15 protein-coding genes are annotated in these 17803 nt (G+C 62.6%); 11 read left to right on the top strand and 4 right to left on the bottom strand.

What is annotated here, in order from left to right; translation table 11 throughout:
- Positions 1-38: 38 nt before the first annotated feature.
- The 4 genes from ACJ8HT_RS08750 (at position 39) to ppnP (ending at position 4381) form a co-directional block, all read left to right on the top strand.
- The gene (locus ACJ8HT_RS08750) at positions 39-1817 is read left to right on the top strand and encodes a type I secretion system permease/ATPase (RefSeq protein WP_194571353.1); all 1779 of its coding nucleotides are present in this window, start codon (positions 39-41) and stop codon (positions 1815-1817) included.
- Positions 1814-3145: an HlyD family type I secretion periplasmic adaptor subunit gene (locus ACJ8HT_RS08755; protein ID WP_197652303.1), complete on the top strand. Its 1332-nt coding sequence runs from the start codon at positions 1814-1816 to the stop codon at positions 3143-3145. The genes ACJ8HT_RS08750 and ACJ8HT_RS08755 overlap by 4 nt, the downstream gene beginning before the upstream one ends.
- A 2-nt stretch (positions 3146-3147) precedes the next feature.
- Positions 3148-3939, top strand: coding sequence for an energy transducer TonB (locus ACJ8HT_RS08760; RefSeq protein ID WP_195873686.1), 792 nt, complete (start codon positions 3148-3150; stop codon positions 3937-3939).
- A gap of 151 nt (positions 3940-4090) precedes the next feature.
- Positions 4091-4381, top strand: coding sequence for a pyrimidine/purine nucleoside phosphorylase (ppnP, locus tag ACJ8HT_RS08765; protein WP_004940463.1), 291 nt, complete (start codon positions 4091-4093; stop codon positions 4379-4381).
- A 65-nt stretch (positions 4382-4446) separates the two neighbouring features.
- Here the strand turns inward: ppnP and rdgC are convergent, their stop codons facing one another.
- Positions 4447-5358: a recombination-associated protein RdgC gene (gene rdgC / locus ACJ8HT_RS08770; protein ID WP_004940461.1), complete on the bottom strand. Its 912-nt coding sequence runs from the start codon at positions 5356-5358 to the stop codon at positions 4447-4449.
- A gap of 216 nt (positions 5359-5574) precedes the next feature.
- Here rdgC and mak point away from each other — a divergent pair, with 216 nt between their 5' ends.
- The 3 genes from mak to ACJ8HT_RS08785 all read left to right on the top strand — a co-directional run bounded on the left by mak (position 5575) and on the right by ACJ8HT_RS08785 (position 7208).
- Positions 5575-6489 carry a fructokinase gene (gene mak / locus ACJ8HT_RS08775; RefSeq protein ID WP_049199829.1) on the top strand — a complete coding sequence of 305 codons (915 nt, stop codon included), beginning with the start codon at positions 5575-5577 and terminating at the stop codon, positions 6487-6489.
- Positions 6490-6591: 102 nt separating this feature from the next.
- Complete coding sequence (locus ACJ8HT_RS08780) at positions 6592-6825, top strand: type II toxin-antitoxin system Phd/YefM family antitoxin (RefSeq protein WP_049199831.1); 234 nt, start codon at positions 6592-6594, stop codon at positions 6823-6825.
- Positions 6822-7208: a type II toxin-antitoxin system VapC family toxin gene (locus ACJ8HT_RS08785; RefSeq protein ID WP_194571473.1), complete on the top strand. Its 387-nt coding sequence runs from the start codon at positions 6822-6824 to the stop codon at positions 7206-7208. The genes ACJ8HT_RS08780 and ACJ8HT_RS08785 overlap by 4 nt, the downstream gene beginning before the upstream one ends.
- Here ACJ8HT_RS08785 and licT read toward each other — a convergent pair.
- From licT to sbcD, 3 genes are all read right to left on the bottom strand, one after another.
- Positions 7205-8053: a BglG family transcription antiterminator LicT gene (gene licT / locus ACJ8HT_RS08790; RefSeq protein ID WP_197652302.1), complete on the bottom strand. Its 849-nt coding sequence runs from the start codon at positions 8051-8053 to the stop codon at positions 7205-7207. The two genes, ACJ8HT_RS08785 and licT, sit on opposite strands and share 4 nt — an antisense overlap.
- 231 nt (positions 8054-8284) lie before the next feature.
- A complete protein-coding gene (gene sbcC, locus ACJ8HT_RS08795; RefSeq protein ID WP_197652301.1) occupies positions 8285-11536 on the bottom strand; it encodes an exonuclease subunit SbcC in 3252 nt (1083 codons plus the stop codon).
- Positions 11533-12765 (bottom strand): exonuclease subunit SbcD, encoded by a 1233-nt coding sequence (gene sbcD, locus ACJ8HT_RS08800; RefSeq protein ID WP_197652300.1) that lies wholly within the window; start codon positions 12763-12765, stop codon positions 11533-11535. Before sbcD ends, sbcC begins: the two co-directional genes overlap by 4 nt.
- 215 nt (positions 12766-12980) lie before the next feature.
- On the opposite strand from sbcD, the gene phoB reads away from it, so the two are divergent.
- From phoB to brnQ, 4 genes are all read left to right on the top strand, one after another.
- The gene (phoB, locus tag ACJ8HT_RS08805) at positions 12981-13670 is read left to right on the top strand and encodes a phosphate response regulator transcription factor PhoB (RefSeq protein WP_004940438.1); all 690 of its coding nucleotides are present in this window, start codon (positions 12981-12983) and stop codon (positions 13668-13670) included.
- 24 nt (positions 13671-13694) lie between these two features.
- On the top strand, positions 13695-15020 hold the full coding sequence (gene phoR / locus ACJ8HT_RS08810; RefSeq protein WP_442520128.1) for a phosphate regulon sensor histidine kinase PhoR: 1326 nt from the start codon (positions 13695-13697) through the stop codon (positions 15018-15020).
- Between the two features lie 14 nt (positions 15021-15034).
- Positions 15035-15997 carry a PstS family phosphate ABC transporter substrate-binding protein gene (locus tag ACJ8HT_RS08815; protein ID WP_197652299.1) on the top strand — a complete coding sequence of 321 codons (963 nt, stop codon included), beginning with the start codon at positions 15035-15037 and terminating at the stop codon, positions 15995-15997.
- A 485-nt stretch (positions 15998-16482) separates the two neighbouring features.
- Entirely contained in the window at positions 16483-17799 is a 1317-nt protein-coding gene (gene brnQ / locus ACJ8HT_RS08820) for a branched-chain amino acid transport system II carrier protein (protein WP_038873241.1), read from the top strand.
- Positions 17800-17803 lie beyond the last annotated feature (4 nt).

Below are 17803 nucleotides of genomic sequence, written 5' to 3' on the forward strand. Positions count from 1 at the left end.
GGCGGGCATTTTCTCGTTTTTAGCCGATGGAAAACGCCATGAAAAACGCCGTCAGGCGCGGAGAAGTGATGAGCGTGCTGGCCGCATACCGGCGCGGATTTTGGGGCATCGCGCTGTTTACCGCGGTGATCAACCTGCTGATGCTGGCCCCGGCGCTGTACATGTTGCAGGTCTACGATCGCGTGTTGCCGTCGGGCAACCGCATGACGCTGGCGATGCTGACCCTGATGGTGGTCGGCCTTTACCTGTTTATGGGGTTGCTGGAGTGGGTGCGCAGTCAGGTGGTGATCCGCCTCGGCGCCCAGATGGATATGCGCCTGAATCAGCGGGTCTACGACGCCGCCTTCGAAACCAATCTGAAAACCGGCAACCCGCTGGCGGGGCAGGCGCTGAACGATCTGACCAACCTGCGCCAGTTCGCCACCGGCAATGCGCTGTTCGCCTTTTTCGATGCTCCCTGGTTCCCGGTTTATCTGCTGGTGGTTTTTCTGCTCCACCCCTGGCTTGGCGCGTTGGCCAGCGCCGGGGTGATCGTGCTGGTGCTGCTGGCCTGGCTCAACCAGCGGGTGTCGCAGGCGCCGCTCGCGGAGGCCGGCCGGGTCGCGCTGAGCGCCACGCAGCAGGCCAACGGCAACCTGCGCAATGCGGAGGCCATCGCCGCCATGGGGATGCTGACCGATTTGCGCCTGCGCTGGCTGCGGCAGCATCAGCAGTTCCTGCTGTTGCAGAACCGCGCCAGCGAGAAAATCGCCGCCGTCACCGCCTGGTCGAAAACCGTGCGGCTGGCGCTGCAGTCGCTGATGTTGGGCTGTGGCGCGCTGCTGGCGGTCAACGGCGACATTACGCCGGGCATGATGATCGCCGGATCGATCCTGATTGGCAGGGTGTTGGGGCCGATCGATCAGCTGATCGGCGCCTGGAAGCAGTGGTCGTCGGCGCGCCAGTCCCTGCAGCGGCTGGAGGTTATGCTGGCCGCCAACCCGCCGCAGGCGGCGAGCCTGCCGCTGCCGGCGCCCAGCGGCACATTGGCCGTGAATCAGCTGACCGCCGCTGCGCCCGGGGGGAGCGCACCGGTGTTGCACGGCGTCAGTTTTCGTCTGGAGGCCGGCGAGGTGCTGGGCGTCATTGGCGCATCCGGCTCCGGCAAAACGCTGCTGATGCGCCAACTGGTCGGCGCGCTGACGCCGCTCAGCGGCGACGTGCGGCTGGACGGCGCGGATCTCCGGCAGTGGGACAAACAGCAGCTGGGGCCGCATATCGGCTATCTGCCGCAGGATATCCAGCTGTTCGCCGGTACGCTGACGGAAAACATCGCCCGCTTTGGCCAGGTTGACGCCGAGAAGGTGGTGGCCGCTGCCGCGCTGGCCGGCGTGCACCAATTGATCCTGCATTTGCCCAAAGGGTATGAAACCGAGCTGGGCGAGGGCGGCAGCGGCCTGTCCGGCGGCCAGCGTCAGCGGGTGGCGTTGGCGCGCGCGCTGTATGGCTCTCCGGCGTTGGTGGTGCTGGATGAACCGAATGCCAACCTCGATCGTGAAGGGGAAGAGGCGCTGCAACGGGCGATCGAAGCGCTGAAGGCGCGCGGCACCACCATCGTGTTGGTGACTCATAAACCGGCGATCCTGGCGACGACCGACAAATTGCTGGTGCTGGCTGCCGGTCAGGTGCAGCACTTCGGCCCCAGCGACGCCATCCTGAAGAAACTGCCTGGTTTTGCGCCCGCTGCCGTACCGGCCAATGCCGGCCGCAGCAGCGGCGGCTTCAACGTCAACTACGCCAACTTTGCCAAAACGGCCAGCGGTGAACGAAAAGTATGAGCAATCAGAGTGTGATCCCCGGCGATATCGACGCCCTTTCCCGACAGTTCGACGAAGGGCGCCATCTGCGGCTCGGCGGCTGGCTGGTGCTGCTGGGATTTGGCGGCTTCCTGCTGTGGGGGCTGTTGGCGCCGTTGGATAAGGGCGTGCCGGTTTCCGGCAGCGTGGTGGTGGCCGGTAACCGCAAGGCGGTACAGCACCCGAGCGGCGGCGTGGTGTCGCAAATTCAGGTGCATGAGGGTGACCGGGTCCGCGCCGGGCAGGTGCTGTTGCTGATGGATACCGTCGACAGCCGCACCCAGCGCGATGCGCTGCGCAGCCAGCAGTTGAGCAACGCCGCGCAGCAGGCGCGGCTGCAGGCCGAGCGCGACGGCCTGCAGGCGATCGTTTTCCCCGCGTTGTTGCAAGAGCGGCGGGAGGAGCCGGAGGTGATGTCGTTGATGCTGTTGCAACAGCAGCTATTCACCAGCCGCCGTGCGGCGTTGCAGAGCGAGCTGGCGGCGATCGCGGAGAGCATCGCCGGATCGCAGGCGATGCTGGAGGGGATCCGGCAGTCTTACGCCAGCAAACAGCGGCAAAAGGCCATGTTGCAGGAGCAGCTGGGCGGCATGCGCAAGCTGGCGGCGCAGGGGTATGTGGCGCGCAACCGGCTGCTGGATCTGGAAGGGCAGTATGCGCAGATCGACGGCCAAGCGTCCGAAGACACGGGCAATATCGGCCGTCTGGGCCGCCAGATCCTGGAGCTGAAGCTGCGGGCGATCCAGCGGCGGGAAGAGTATCAGAAAGAGGTCAGCAGCCAGCTGGCCGAGGTGCGGATGAAGCTGGACGAACTGGATAACCGCCTGGCCAAGGCGGAGGCCGATCTGGGCCATACGCAGGTGAAAGCGCCGGTGGCGGGCACCGTGGTGGGGCTGAGCGTGTTCACCGAGGGCGGCGTGATCGGCGCCGGTCAGCAGCTGATGGAGATCGTGCCCAGCGATCGGGGGCTGCAGGTGGAGGCACGTATCCCGGTCGAGCTGATCGACAAGGTGCAGGTGGGGTTGCCGGTCGAGCTGTTGTTCTCGGCGTTTAACCAAAGCACCACGCCGCGCGTTGAGGGCGAAGTGACGCTGGTCGGGGCCGATCGCTTGACCGACGAGAAAAGCGGTGCGCCCTATTACAGCGTGCGCGCCAAGGTCAGCGAAGCGGGTCTGCAGCGGTTGAACGGGTTGGAGATCCGCCCGGGGATGCCGGTCGAAGGGTTCATCCGCACCGGCGAGCGTTCGATGATGAACTACCTGTTCAAACCGCTGACCGATCGCCTTCACCTGGCGCTGACGGAAGAGTGAGCATGTCAGTTTCTCCGCTGCCTTTCGCCGCGCCCGGCGCCGCCATGCCCTGGCGCCGTTGCCTGGTGCTGGTGCTGGCGTTGCACCTGCTGGCCGCGGCGCTGCTCTGGCCCTGGCGAGACAAGGCCGCGCCGCCGTGGGTGCCGCCGCCGGCGGTCATGGTGGTGATGGCCGCCGCACCACAGGCCCCGGCCGAGGTAAAACAACCGCCGGGAGAAAGGACGCCGCCGCCTCAGGTTGAACCGCCGGCGCCGCCGGAACCCTTGCCGACGGTGAAGGTGCCTGAAGCCGTACGGCCGAACATCGCCGTACCGCCGAAGCAGAAAAAACCGCCCAAGCCGGTGAAGAAAACGCTCCCGCCGCGCACGCCGCCGCAGGAGAAAACGATCGCGCCGCCGAAGGTTCAGGAGCAAAGCGTCGGCGCACCGCCGCCGGGCCGAGCGGATAAAACGGCCGCGCCGCAAACCCGCCTGACGCCCTATGCGCAGGCGGGGGAGGATAGCTGGCGCAGCCGCATCAACAGCCGCCTTAATCGCTTTAAGCGTTACCCCAAAGACGCATTGCGGCTGAAGCGCCAGGGCGTCGGGCAGGTGCGTTTCACGTTGGACAGGCAGGGCCATGTGCTGGCGGTGACGCTGGTCAGCAGCGCCGGGCTGCCGTCGCTGGATCGCGAAATCCAGGCGCTGGTCAAACGCGCTTCGCCGTTGCCTACGCCGCCGGCGGATGCTTACGTCAACGGCACGGTGGAATTGACGTTGCCGATCGATTTCAGTTTGCGCGGCGCGGGTTTTTGACGCGGTTGTTTCATGTCGACGGCCTGGGCGTTGCGCACGGTAACCTTTTCCTCTGCGCCGCGATCGCATTTCGCGCGAAAAACCAGTGACAGATCAACCGCAATCCCCCAATATGGATTTTCCATCAAGATGATTACGCGGGTGCCAGTCTATGCTGAAAGTGAATGAGTATTTTGCCGGAAAAGTGAAGTCTATCGGTTTTGACAGTAGCAGCATCGGTCTTACCAGCGTGGGCGTGATGGAAGAGGGGGAATACACCTTCTCCACCGCGCAACCGGAAGAAATGACGGTGATCACCGGGGCGCTGAAAGTGCTGCTGCCGGGGGCGCCGGACTGGCAGGTGTTTACGCCGGGCGAGAAGTTCTTCGTGCCGGGGCACAGCGAATTCAACCTGCAGGTGGCCGACGCGACCGCCTATCTGTGCCGCTATCTGAGCAAATAAATTTTGTTCGTTAGGGGAACGCAGGGCTCAGCGGATGCTGGGCCCTGGTCGTTTCTGCGGCGGGATTAACGCTGGGCTTCGCCGCCGAGCGCTTCGATGGTGTTTTTGATCAACGCCGCCAGCTCGCTGGTCATCAGGATAAAGTCGGCGTCAAAGCGCTGGGCGAAGTCGTCGCGATCGATATCGTCGTTCTGCTCGCGCAGCGTGTCGGCGAACTTCAGGCGCTTGAGCGAGCCGTCGTCCGACAGCATCAGCTGAATGCGCTCCTGCCAGTCCACCGCCAGTTTGGTCACCAGCTTGCCGGCTTCGATATGCACCGCGATTTCGTCGCTGATCAGATTCTGTTTCTTGCAGCGGATCACGCCGCCTTCTTCCAGAATCGCTTTCAGTTCCGCTTCATCCTGAATGGCGAAGCCGGCCGGCATCTCGCCGGAACGCACCCATTCGGTCAGCGTCAGTTCGATCGGGCTTTCCATGGTCAGCGGCACCACCGGCAGCGAGCCGAGGCTTTTGCGCAGCAGCGCCAGCGTATCTTCGGCGCGTTTGGCGCTGGCGGCATCGACCATGATCAGATCGTTGACGGTGTCTATCCACATGAAGGTCTGGTTGAAGCGGCTGAACGCGCGCGGCAGCAGGCTGTGCAGCACTTCGTCCTTCAGCGCGTCTTTCTCGGTTTTCTTCAGTTTGCGGTGTTGTTCCGCCTCCAGGCGCTCAATCTTGGCCTGCAGCTCTTGCTTGATGACCGGCGACGGCAGGATTTTCTCTTCCTTGCGCGCGCAGATGACGATCTGGCCGTTGACCGCGTGCGTCAGCGCATCGCTGTGCGAGCCCATCGGGGAGACCCAGCCGGTCTTCGCCATGTCCTGGCTGCCGCACGGCGTGAAGGCGAACGCGCTGAGTTGTTTTTCCATTTCATCCGCGTTTAACGCCACTTCGCGGCTCAAACGGTAAACCATCAAATTCTTAAACCACAGCATAATGTTATCCCTGGCTGGGCGTGCGTTCGGCACGCTGATTCGTCAAAAGCAGGGCGGCATGATAACGAATTGACGCTGAAAAATCGCCCCATTCTCTCCGAATTGCGTCGCCGTACGCAGCGGAAAAGGCCTGGCCGGGGAGAGGGAAACAGGTGATTCATCCGCGCGCTTACATTAGGCTGTGGCAACGCTGCGCTGCATCGAGGAGAAAAAAACGTGCGCATTGGCATCGATTTGGGCGGGACAAAAATTGAAGTGATTGCGTTGGCGGACGACGGGCGGGAGCTGTTTCGCCATCGTATCGCCACGCCGCGCCATGACTACGGGCAAACCCTGGCGGCGATCGCCGGGCTGGTGAAACTGGCGGAAGATCATACCGGCGAACAGGGATCGGTCGGGATCGGCATTCCCGGCACGCTGTCGCCATTTACCGGGCGGGTGAAAAACGCCAACTCGGTATGGCTCAACGGCCAACCGTTGGACAAGGATCTGTCGGCGCTGTTGGCGCGCGAGGTGCGTATCGCCAACGACGCCAACTGCCTGGCGGTGTCGGAAGCTACCGACGGCGCAGGCGCCGGCGCGCAAACCGTGTTTGCGGTCATTATCGGCACCGGCTGCGGCGCCGGCGTGGCGCTGAACGGCCAGGCGCATTCCGGCGGCAACGGCATCGCCGGCGAATGGGGCCACAATCCGCTGCCGTGGCAGGATGACGATGAGCTGCGTTACGCCCGCGAAGTGCCGTGCTACTGCGGCAAGCCGGGCTGCATCGAAACCTTTATTTCCGGCACCGGTTTCGCCACCGACTATGCGCGCCTGAGCGGCAACGCGCTGCAAGGGCACGAGATCATGGCGCTGAGCGAGCGGGGCGATGCGCTGGCGGAGCAGGCGATCGTTCGCTACGAAATGCGGCTGGCGAAAGCGTTGGCGCACGTGATCAACATTCTGGATCCGGACGTGGTGGTGCTCGGCGGCGGCATGAGCAACGTGGATCGCCTGTACCGCACGGTGCCTGAAAGGGTGAAAGGTTGGGTATTTGGCGGCGAGTGTGAAACGCCGATCCGCAAGGCGGTGCACGGCGACTCCAGCGGCGTACGCGGTGCGGCCTGGCTGTGGCCGCAACAGCAGCGCTAAGCGTTGCAACAAAGCGCGAGACTGCTCGCGCTTTAAACGACTCCCTGTACAAAAACTGGACGGCGCTTTATGCTTTAGCTAACTTAGCTAAGGAGGACGCGTATGGCAATTCAGGCCAATATGCACGAAGCCAAATCCAATCTGAGCCAGTTGGCAGATAGAGCCGCGGAGGGAGAAACCGTGATTATTGCAAAAGCAGGGAAGCCGTACGTACAGCTGGTCGCCATCCAGGGCGAAGCGCGCCGCCCCGGTGCCGCCAAGGGCAAGTTCACCGTACCGGCGGATTTCAACGCGGGGGATGCGGCCATTGCGGCGCTGTTTGAGGGCGATGAATGAAGCGTCTGCTGCTGGATACCCACACATTGCTGTGGTGGCTGATTGATGACGCCTGCCTGGGCGCGAACGCCAAAAGGCAGATCGCCGATCCGGGCAATGCGGTGTACGTCAGCGCGGCCAGCATTTGGGAGATCTCGATCAAACAGGCGCTGGGCAAGCTGGCGCTGCCGGAGGACATCTTTGCGATCATCGAGGCCGAAGATTTTCTGTCGCTGCCGATGGACGCCTTTCACTGCCAACAGGCCGGGCAACTGCCGCCCTATCATCAGGATCCTTTCGATCGCATGCTGATCGCACAGGCGCAGGCCGAAGGGCTGACGCTGATCTCTGCCGACGCGGTGTTTCCGCAGTACGGCGTGCGGGTGGCGGACGCCCGCCGTTAATCCGGTTTTTCCTCGCTTTCGCTGCGCACTCGTTCGATATGAATGGTCAGGAACATCATCTCTTCCGTGGTGAGCTGATGCTGATAGTGTTTTTCGATGTGGCGGTTGATCTTGCCGGCGCAGGCGAATGACTCACGGTATTTCTCTTTCACCACCTGATACAGCGAGTCGTCGTCGCTGTCGACGTAGTTTTTCCCCAGCAGGCGCTGGGCGAAGAATTTCAAATGGGTGACGAAACGGTGGTAGCTCAGTGCCTCCTCGTTGTAATCAAAGCGGAAGTGGTATTTGACCAGGTTGAGGATCTCTTGCATCACGCGGGTGATGTGCAGCGTATTGTGCATCTCGTCGTTAAGCTGGGCGTTGACCAGGTGCAGGGCGATAAATCCGGCTTCGTCTTCCGGCAATGCGGTATCCAGCCGTTGGGCGATCAGGGCCAGCGCCTCCAGGCCGACGGCGAACTCGGCCGGATAGAGCTTTTTAATCTCCCACAGCAACGCATTTTTGATATCCAACCCTTCCGCATGGCGCTGCAGGGCGAAGTGGATATGATCGGTCAGCGTGATGTAGACGATGTTGTGCAACTTGCCCGGCAGCCGTTCGCGGGCGAGGGTAATAATCCTGTCGGCGGTGGTGACGCAGGCCAGCGGGATCTCGGAGAGCAGCTCTTTATAGCGCTCGGCGATTTCGCCGCCGTTATGGGTGAACACCTTTTCGATCAGGCTTTCGTCCAGCGTGTCGCCGGGCTTCTTTTTAAAGCCGATTCCTTTTCCCATTACCACCGTCTCTTCCTGACGGTCGTCCAGCGTAATCACCACGTTATTATTGAGTATTTTAGCGATTTTCATGGTCTTTCCCGGTGTTTCAGCATCCTGAAAACGAAAAAACCTGACGCCCGGAAGCGATCCCGGGCGTCAGGTTTTGCCTGTATTTTATGTTTCTGTCCTGCGGCCTGAGCGGCGGAGGGGATACAGTAACAATCCTGTTATGCCTGCATAATAACCCGTGCTCGCCGCGGCTCAACGCTTTTCACCGCGGAGTGCCGCCGCGGTCACACTTCTGTGCCGCGCACGGCGGGATCATTCCAGCCTGAAGTGCGCCTCCAGCCGGCTGACGCCGAGCCCGTTGACCTTTTTCACTTTGATCTGCACCGGAATGCGCTCTTTCATCGCCTCGACGTGGCTGATCACGCCAATGGTTTTACCGGAAGCATTCAGGCTGTCCAGCGCGTCCAGCGCGGTATCGAGGGTTTCGGCGTCCAGCGTGCCGAAGCCTTCGTCGAGGAACAGCGAGTCGATGCTGGTTTTGTGGCTGACCAGATCGGACAACGCCAGCGCCAGCGCCAGGCTGACCAGGAAGCTCTCGCCGCCGGACAGGGTACGGGTATCGCGCAGCGCGTCGGCCTGCCAGGTGTCCACCACCTGCAGCTCCAGCGCGTCGCTGGTTTTGCGCTGCAGCAGGTAGCGCCCGTGCAGCCGGCCGAGCTGAAGGTTGGCCAGATAAACCAGATGATCGAGCGTCAGCCCCTGCGCGAAGCGGCGGAACTTGTCGCCTTCTTTCGAGCCGATCAGCTGGTTGAGGTAGCTCCAGTCGTCGTAGTCTTGCTGGCTGCGGGCGATTTGCTCGAACAACGCCTGTTGATTGAGACGGCGGGCGGCGTCGCTTTCCAGCTGGTTGCGCAGCTCGCCCTGGCTCAGCTGCAGCGCCTTCAACTGCTGTGCCAGCTCGGCCAGCGATTGGGTGAGCGCGTCGAGATCCGCGTTGGCCTCATCCGTCCCTTCCGGGCGGTTCTGCCGATGCTGCTCCAGCGTTTGCGTCGCCTGAGCCAGCAGGGCCGCAGCCTCTACCTGCCGCTGTTGCAGCTGCTCTTTGCGCTGCTGCAATTCGCGGCGCAGGGCGTCGTCCAGCAGCGCGGCGGCGAAGGCAGTTTCATCGGCGAATTCGCTGTCGGCCAGCGCCTGCTGCCATTGCTGCTCCGCCTGCTGCAGCCGTTCCTGCATTTGGGCGTGCTGTTGTTGCAGCCCGGCCTGCTGGCCGGCCAGGCGCTCGCGCAGTTCCTGCGCCTTTTGCCACTGCTCGGCGGCCTGCAAGCTGGCCTGTTCACAGGCGGTTTGTTTGGCGCGCAGCTGTTCGCGCACCTCGGCGACCCGCTGTTCGCCGAACAGCGCCAGCCGCTGCGCGCGCCGCTCGGCGAGGGTCTTCTCGCCTTCCTGCCAGCGTTGAAGCAGGTCTTGCTGCTGTTGCAAGCTGTCGGTGTGGGTTTTCTGCAGCAGCGTAAAGCGCTCTTCGAGCAGCGCCAGCTGTTGCTGCGCCTGCTGCTGCTGTGTTTGCAGGGCGGCAAGCGCGTCTTTTGCCTGCTGTACCGCCTGCGCCGCCTGTTCATGCTGCTGCAGCGCGTGCTGCCCGCGCCGCTCTTCGTCGTCGCAGCCGCTCAGCCAGGCGCTGAGTTGCTCGCCCTCCGCCAGCGTAAAGTCGAATGCCAGCGGCGCGCTGAGCTGCTGCCACTGCTGCTGTTGGGCAGCTAGCTGCTGCTCATCCTGCGCGATAGCCTGCTGCTGGCGTTGCTGCTGCTCTTGCAGGCCTTCACAGCGGGTGCGCAGCTCGGTGCCCTGGGTTTGCAGTTGCTCGGCGAGGGTGCGCATCTCAACCAAGCGTTGTTCCGTCGCCGAAGGCTGCACCGCCTGATATTGCTCCACCGCCGGGTGGCTGGTGGAGCCGCACAGCGGGCAGGGGGCGCCGCTCTGCAACAGGGCGCGCTCCGCTTCCAGACTGACGATGCGTTTTTCCAACTCGTGGATCCGCTCCACTTCCTGCAGCTGTGCCTTGTGCTGTTTGAATTGCTGACGCGCGTTCTCCAACTGGTGTTGCAGCCCGGCGAGCTGCGTTTGCCGCTCGGCGTGCTCCGCCTGTTGCCGGGCCAGACGCTCGCGGGTCTGACGGTTAAGGGAAGCGAGCGTAAATAACTGCTGGCGCGTCGGGCGCAGATCCGCCAGGGCGCTCAGGCGCTGGCGCAGCGGGGCCAGCGGGGTTTGCGCCTCCAGCGCCTGCTGCCGTTGCCGTTGAGCGGCCAGCGCTTCGGTCAGCGCGTTCAGCTGCTGCTGATGCTGTGCGGCCTGCGCCGTCAGTTGGCTGCGCTGGGCGGTGAGCTGCTCCAGGGCGGTCTGCTGCTGGGCGCACTGCTGCGCAGCGGCATCGCCGGCCTGTCGCCGCTCGGCCTGCGTCGACTGCAGTTGGGCGATCTGATGGTCGAGCGGGGCGACCTGGTCATCGATCAGCTGTTGCTGTTGCCGCATATGCTCGGCATGAGCTTGCTGCGCCAGACGGGCCTTTTCCACCGCCTGCTGCAGCGGCGCCAGCTGCGCCGAGTGCTGCTCCTGTTGCTGCGTCAGCTGGGCTGCCTGCTGTTGTATCGTCTGCAGCTCGGCGCGGCAGCGATCGCGTTCGCCGCGCAGCGGCCGCAATTTCTCGGCCGGTTCGCTCAGCGCCAGCCGCTGCAGCTGCGGGGCGGCCTCGGCCTGCTCGCGCTGGGCGGTTTCCAGCCGCCGTTGCCCTTCGTTTTGCTGTTGCTGGAGGCGCTGCCATTGCTGCAGCCAGCTCAGCGCCTGTTGCTGTTGCTGGGTTTGCTTGCCGAGAGCGCTTTCCTGCGCGCTCAGTGCCGTCAGCCGTTCAGTCAGGGAGTGGCGCTGTTCATCGTTCAGCAGTTCGATGCCGCTGGCGCGCTGGTGCAACGCATCCAGGTCGGTTTTGGCCTGCTTGTGGGATTCGAACACCTGTTCGGACAGCCGCCCATAGATTTCGGTGCCGGTCAGCTCTTCCAACAGCTCGGCGCGATCGTTGGCGTCGGCGTTGAGGAACGCGGCGAACTGCCCCTGAGACAGCATCATCGATTTGGTGAAGCGGCCGAAGTCCAGCCCGGTGATGGCCGCGGTGATCTCCAGCTTATCGCGTACTTTATCTGCCAGGATCTTGCCGTCCTCGCGCCGCGCCAGTTCGACTTTCGGCGCCTGCAGATTGCCGTCCGGCGCGTTTTTGGCGCGGCGCTGGCTCCAGAAGGCGCGATAGCCGACGCCCTTGACCTCGAATTCGACCTCCGCCAGCGATTCGGCGGTGTGGCGGGTCATCAGTTCATTCTGGCTCGGCGTAACGTTGAGACGCGGCGTCTGGTGGTACAGCGCCAGGCAGATGGCGTCCAGCAGGGTGGTTTTGCCCGCGCCGGTCGGGCCGGTAATGGCGAACAGGCCGTTGCTGGCGAACGGTTCGGCGGTGAAGTCAATTTTCCACTCGCCCTGCAGCGAGTTGAGGTTTTTTAACCGCAGGCTGAGGATCTTCATGGGTGGGTCTCCTCAGGATTGTGCTGCACCGCATCGACCACCTGACGGAACAGTTGATGCATCCGCCGTTGGCGCGCTTCGGGCATGTCGGCCTCCTGCGCCAGGCGCCGTTCGAACACCTCGTTGACGCTCAGCTCGTTCAGCGTTTCCTTGTCCTGCTGCGCGATCGCCTGGCGGCGTTGCTCTTTGCTGCGTCGCAGCAGCACCACTTCCACCGGCAGCTCATCCGCCATCAGCTGGATACGGCGCTGGATATCGCTGAGGTAGTCCTGCGTCGCCACTTCGATATCCAGCCACACCGGCAGCTCGCCGGCATAGTCGGCAAATTGCTGCAGCTGCCGTTCGATTTCGGCCAGATCGCCTTTGATCAGCTGCATGGGTTGGAACTGCGGGATCGTTAACGCTTCTACCTGCTGCAGGACGCCGTCGGCGAAATCGACCAGGAAGACACTTTTGGCTTTGCCCAGTTCATCGAAGCTGAGCGGAATCGGTGAGCCGCTATAGCGAATATGTTCCGACTTGGCGACGTTCTGCGCGCGGTGGATGTGGCCCAGCGCGATGTAATCGGCAGGGGGGAAGGCCTGCGCCGGGAAGGCATCGAGGGTGCCGATATAGATGTCGCGCACCGAGTCAGAGGTGGTGACGCCGACGGTGGTCAGGTGGCCGGTGGCGACGATCGGCAGCGGCAGGCCCAGCTGCTCGCGGCGTTCGCAGGCCGCCAGATACAGCGCTTGGTAATGTTCGGCGATGGCTTCCTGCAGCGCCTGCTGTTTCTGCGCGCCGGATTCGCCGGCGCGGCTGGTGAGCAGATCGCGCGGCCGCAGAAAAGGAATGGCGCACAGCACGGCGCCCGGCTGACCGTCGCGCCGGTTAAGCACCACGATCTGCTGCTCAAGGGAGCCCTGCGCACTCGCGATCACCGTGGTGTTCAGGCAAGAGAGCAGTTCCCGCGATTCGTTCAGCGTCGCTACCGAGTCGTGGTTGCCGCCTAACACCACCAGTTGGCAGCCGGTGCGCTGCAGTTCCACCACGAAGCGGTTGTACAGCTCGCGGGCGTAGCTGGGCGGCGAGCCGGTATCGAACAGATCCCCGGCGACGATCAGCGCATCCACCTGCTGCTGCTCGATCTGTTCGATCAGCCAGTTCAGAAAAGCCTGGTGCTCGGCGGCGCGGCTTTTGGTGAAAAAGTACTGGCCAAGATGCCAGTCAGAGGTGTGGATCAGGCGCATGACACTCCCGGATGCAAAGGTAATGGCGATGATTATAAAGGCCGCGGCGGCGGCTGTCCCGGCGCAATGGCGACGACTACGGAATGATTTTTCTTTGCACCGGGAAATAATCGCTATGCTTACTGCCTATAACAGCCGCTTTTTTTCATAAAAGTGTCACAAAACTGACGCATAATGGCGCCCGCAAAGTCGCTAACACATTGGCAGGATTGACGATGGCAAGACGCATACTGGTGGTGGAAGACGAAGCGCCGATCCGTGAGATGGTGTGCTTTGTGTTGGAACAGAATGGTTACCAACCGTTGGAAGCCGAGGATTATGACAGCGCCGTGACGCGCCTGTCTGAGCCGTTCCCTGATTTGGTGTTGCTCGACTGGATGTTGCCCGGCGGTTCCGGCATTCAGTTTATCAAACATATGAAGCGCGAAGCGCTGACCCGCGATATTCCGGTCATGATGCTGACCGCGCGCGGCGAAGAGGAAGACCGCGTGCGCGGCCTGGAAGTGGGGGCGGATGATTATATCACCAAGCCGTTTTCGCCCAAGGAGCTGGTGGCGCGCATCAAGGCGGTCATGCGCCGTATTTCACCGATGGCGGTGGAAGAAGTGATTGAAATGCAAGGGCTGAGCCTGGATCCGTCCTCCCACCGCGTGATGGCTAACGATCAGGCGTTGGACATGGGGCCGACCGAGTTCAAGCTGCTGCACTTCTTTATGACCCACCCGGAGCGCGTTTATAGCCGTGAGCAGTTGCTTAATCACGTCTGGGGCACTAACGTTTATGTGGAAGACCGTACCGTTGACGTGCATATCCGTCGGCTCCGCAAGGCGTTAGAAACCAGTGGGCATGATAAAATGGTTCAAACCGTTCGGGGCACCGGCTACCGGTTCTCAACGCGCTACTGATCGCGCCGCGCTGGAGAATATGCCGTGTTAGAACGTCTGTCGTGGAAGAGGCTGGCTCTGGAGCTGGCTCTTTTTTGCCTGCCCGCCTTACTGCTGGGGCTGATTTTCGGTTATCTGCCCTGGTTCCTGCTGGCCTCCGCGCTGGCTGCGCTGGCTGCGCTGGTGTGGAATTTCTACAACCAGCTCAAACTTTCCCATTGGCTGTGGATCGACCGCAGCATGACGCCGCCGCCCGGCCGCTGGAGCTGGGAGCCGCTGTTCTATGGCCTGTATCAGATGCAGCAGCGCAATCGCCGCCGCCGGCGCGAGCTGGCGCTGCTGATCAAGCGCTTTCGCAGCGGGGCCGAATCGCTGCCTGATGCGGTGGTGATGACCACCGTCGAAGGCAATATCTTCTGGTGTAATGGGCTGGCGCAGCATCTGCTCGGCTTTCGCTGGCCGGAAGACAACGGCCAGCACATCCTCAACCTGCTGCGCTATCCGGAATTCAGCCACTACCTGCAACAGCAGGAGTTCTCGCGCCCGCTGACGCTGCAGCTGAACAACGAACACTACGTCGAATTCCGCGTAATGCCTTACTCCGAAGGGCAGCTGCTGATGGTGGCGCGCGACGTCACCCAGATGCGCCAGCTGGAGGGGGCACGGCGCAACTTCTTCGCCAACGTCAGCCATGAGCTGCGCACGCCGCTGACGGTGCTGCAGGGCTACCTGGAGATGATGGGCGATGAAGAGCAGGACGGCTCGCTGCGCAGCAAGGCACTCGGCACCATGCAAGAGCAGACCCGCCGGATGGACGGGCTGGTCAAGCAGCTGCTGACGCTGTCGCGCATCGAGGCGGCGCCCAATGTCGACATGAACGAGCGGGTGGATATCCCGCTGATGCTGCGGGTGTTGCAGCGCGAGGCGCAGTCGCTGAGCGGTGGCAATCACGAGATCACCTTCCGGGTGAACGAACAGCTCAACGTGTTCGGTAATGAAGACCAGTTGCGCAGCGCGGTGTCTAACCTGGTGTACAACGCGGTTAACCATACGCCGAAGGGCACCCATATCGAAGTGAGCTGGCAGCAGACGGCGCACGGCGCACAGTTCCAGGTCAGCGATAACGGGCCGGGCATCGCCGCCGAACACCTTCCGCGCCTGACCGAGCGTTTTTACCGCGTCGACAAGGCCCGTTCGCGCCAAACCGGCGGCAGCGGGTTAGGGCTGGCGATCGTCAAACACGCGCTCAGCCATCACGACGCGCGGCTGGAGATCCTCAGCGAGCCGGGGATCGGCACGCGCTTTATCTTTACCTTACCCAACCGGTTGATTGTTCCCGCCGCTTTATCAGAGAATGCGGTGAAAAATTAACGCGAGACACCGGTATGACCCGAATAACCCGAGGGCTGTTGCTTTGCCTGGCGCTGCTGGCCGGACGCGGCGCGCTGGCGCAGCCCGACGGCATGTTGGCGGGCAACCTGTCCAGCGTCGGCTCCGACACCCTGGCGAATCTGATGGCGTTGTGGGCGCAGGATTTCAGCCGGCATTACCCCAACGTTAACCTGCAGATCCAGGCCGCCGGCTCGTCGACCGCGCCGACCGCGTTGGCGGCGGGCGCCGCGCAGCTGGGCCCGATGAGCCGGCCGATGAAGGCGGCTGAAGTTTCAGCGTTTGAACACCGTTACGGCTATGCGCCGCTGGCGGTGCCGGTGGCGGTGGATGCGCTGGTGGTGTTGGTGCATCAGGACAACCCGCTGCGCGGCCTCAATCTGCAGCAGCTCGATCGCATTTTCTCCGCCACCCGGCGCTGCGGTGAAAGCAAACCGCTGACGCGCTGGGGCGATCTGGGGCTGAGTGGCGACTGGGCGACGCGCTCGCTGCAGCGCTTCGGCCGCAACTCGGCTTCCGGCACCTACGGCTATTTCAAACTGCGCGCGTTGTGCGGCGGCGATTTTATGCCGCGCGTCAATGAGCTGCCCGGCTCAGCTTCGGTGGTGCAGGCGGTGGCCGGTTCGCTGAACGGCATCGGCTATGCCAGCATCGGCTTTCGCGCCAGCGGCGTGCGGCTGCTGCCGTTGGCGGAGTCGGGAGAGGACTATGTCGCGCCTACCGCCGCCAATGTGCGCAACGATCGCTACCCGCTGTCGCGCTATCTCTATATCTATATAAACAAAGCACCCAATCAACCGCTGGAGCCGCTGACCGCCGCGTTCCTCGACCGCGTGCTGTCGACCGCAGGGCAGAGCCTGGTCAATCACGACGGCTATCTGCCGCTGCCGCCGGCCGCCCTGCAGAAGACCCGCCAGGCGCTCGGCTTGCAGCCGCTCGCGTCGGCCACGGTGCAATAAGCGGCAAAAACGGCGTAATTTTCGCCTTTTTTCACGGCCAAACGGAGCTTATGCCACGCGAAAACCGGGCATTTATTGGCGTTTTCGCGCGGTAAAGTGATATATGCTTCACGTTTCGTGAATCTGTTGTTCAAAAATGATACAAATCATGTAGTGTATATTTATTGATAGCCAATATGATCGACTGGTGGCAAAAGTTTATATGGTCGATAGCTCTGCTTTTCGCCGTGCGCCTTGCCTTGAAGCGCTATAAACGTTTACCTTAGCCTTCGTTGTCGGATTAAACCTCCATTTTTATAACTCCTAAAATTTTGCCCATCTTCATGAGCGGCCACTTTCGAATAGGGACATAAACGCCGGATCTATTGCGTTTAGGGTGCTTATTTTGCGCTGCAACGATCGGGCATGCCGGCAACCGGGTGGGGCGTCACGCCACCACGCTATCGGACCATATTTTTTCATTTGAACAGGCAACACGACATCGTATGAGTCATCGTTTAACGTCAAAAGATATCCTGGCACTGGGCTTTATGACCTTTGCCTTATTCGTTGGGGCCGGGAATATCATCTTCCCGCCGATGGTCGGCTTGCAGTCCGGTGAACACGTCTGGACCGCGGCGCTGGGCTTCCTGATCACCGCCGTTGGTCTGCCGGTCATCACCGTCATCGCGCTGGCGCGCGTCGGCGGCGGCATCGACGCCCTCAGTTCACCGATTGGCCGTGGCGCCGGCCTGCTGCTGGCGACCGTCTGCTACCTGGCCGTCGGCCCGCTGTTCGCCACGCCGCGTACCGCCACCGTGTCGTTTGAAGTGGGTATCGCCCCGCTGACCGGCGACGGCGCCATGCCGCTGTTCATCTACAGCCTGGTGTACTTCGCGCTGGTGATCGGCATCTCCCTGTATCCGGGCCGCCTGCTCGACACCGTCGGCCACGTGCTGGCACCGCTGAAGATTGTGGCGCTGGCCGTATTGGGCATCGCCGCGCTGTTGTGGCCTGCCGGCGCGCCGATTCCGGCGACGGCGGCTTACCAGAGCGTGCCTTTCTCCTCCGGCTTCGTTAACGGCTATCTGACCATGGATACGCTGGGTGCGCTGGTATTCGGCATCGTTATCGTCAACGCGGCGCGCTCGCGCGGCGTGAAAGACGCCGGTCTGTTGACCCGTTACACCATCTTGGCCGGTTTGATTGCCGGCGTGGGCCTGACGCTGGTTTACCTGAGCCTGTTCAAGCTGGGCTCCGGCAGCGGCGCGCTGGTGCCTGACGCCACCAACGGCGCGGTGATCCTGCACGCTTACGTTCAGAACACCTTCGGCGGCCTGGGCAGCTTCTTCCTGGCGGCGCTGATCTTCATCGCCTGTATGGTGACCGCAGTCGGCCTGACCTGCGCCTGCGCCGAGTTCTTCGCACAATACCTGCCGTTCTCGTACAAGACGCTGGTGTTTATCCTGGGCCTGTTCTCGATGGTGGTGTCCAACCTCGGCCTGAGCCACCTGATCCAGATCTCCATTCCGGTGCTGACCGCGATTTACCCGCCGTGCATCGTGCTGGTGGTGCTGAGCTTCACCCTGCGTTGGTGGCACAGCGCGCCGCGCATCATCGCGCCGGTGATGCTTGTCAGCCTGTTGTTTGGTATCCTTGACGCGGTGAAAGCCTCCAGTTTCCAGCAACTGCTGCCGGCCTGGACCACTCACCTGCCGCTGGCGGAGCAGGGGTTGGCATGGTTGCCGCCTTCGCTGCTGATGCTGGTGCTGGTCGCGATTTATGATCGGGTGTGCACGCGTTCCCAAGTGACCGCGCACTGATAAT

Origin of the sequence: Serratia sp. CY44782 (genome assembly GCF_052168715.1) — a bacterium.
Taxonomy (GTDB): domain Bacteria; phylum Pseudomonadota; class Gammaproteobacteria; order Enterobacterales; family Enterobacteriaceae; genus Serratia; species Serratia nevei.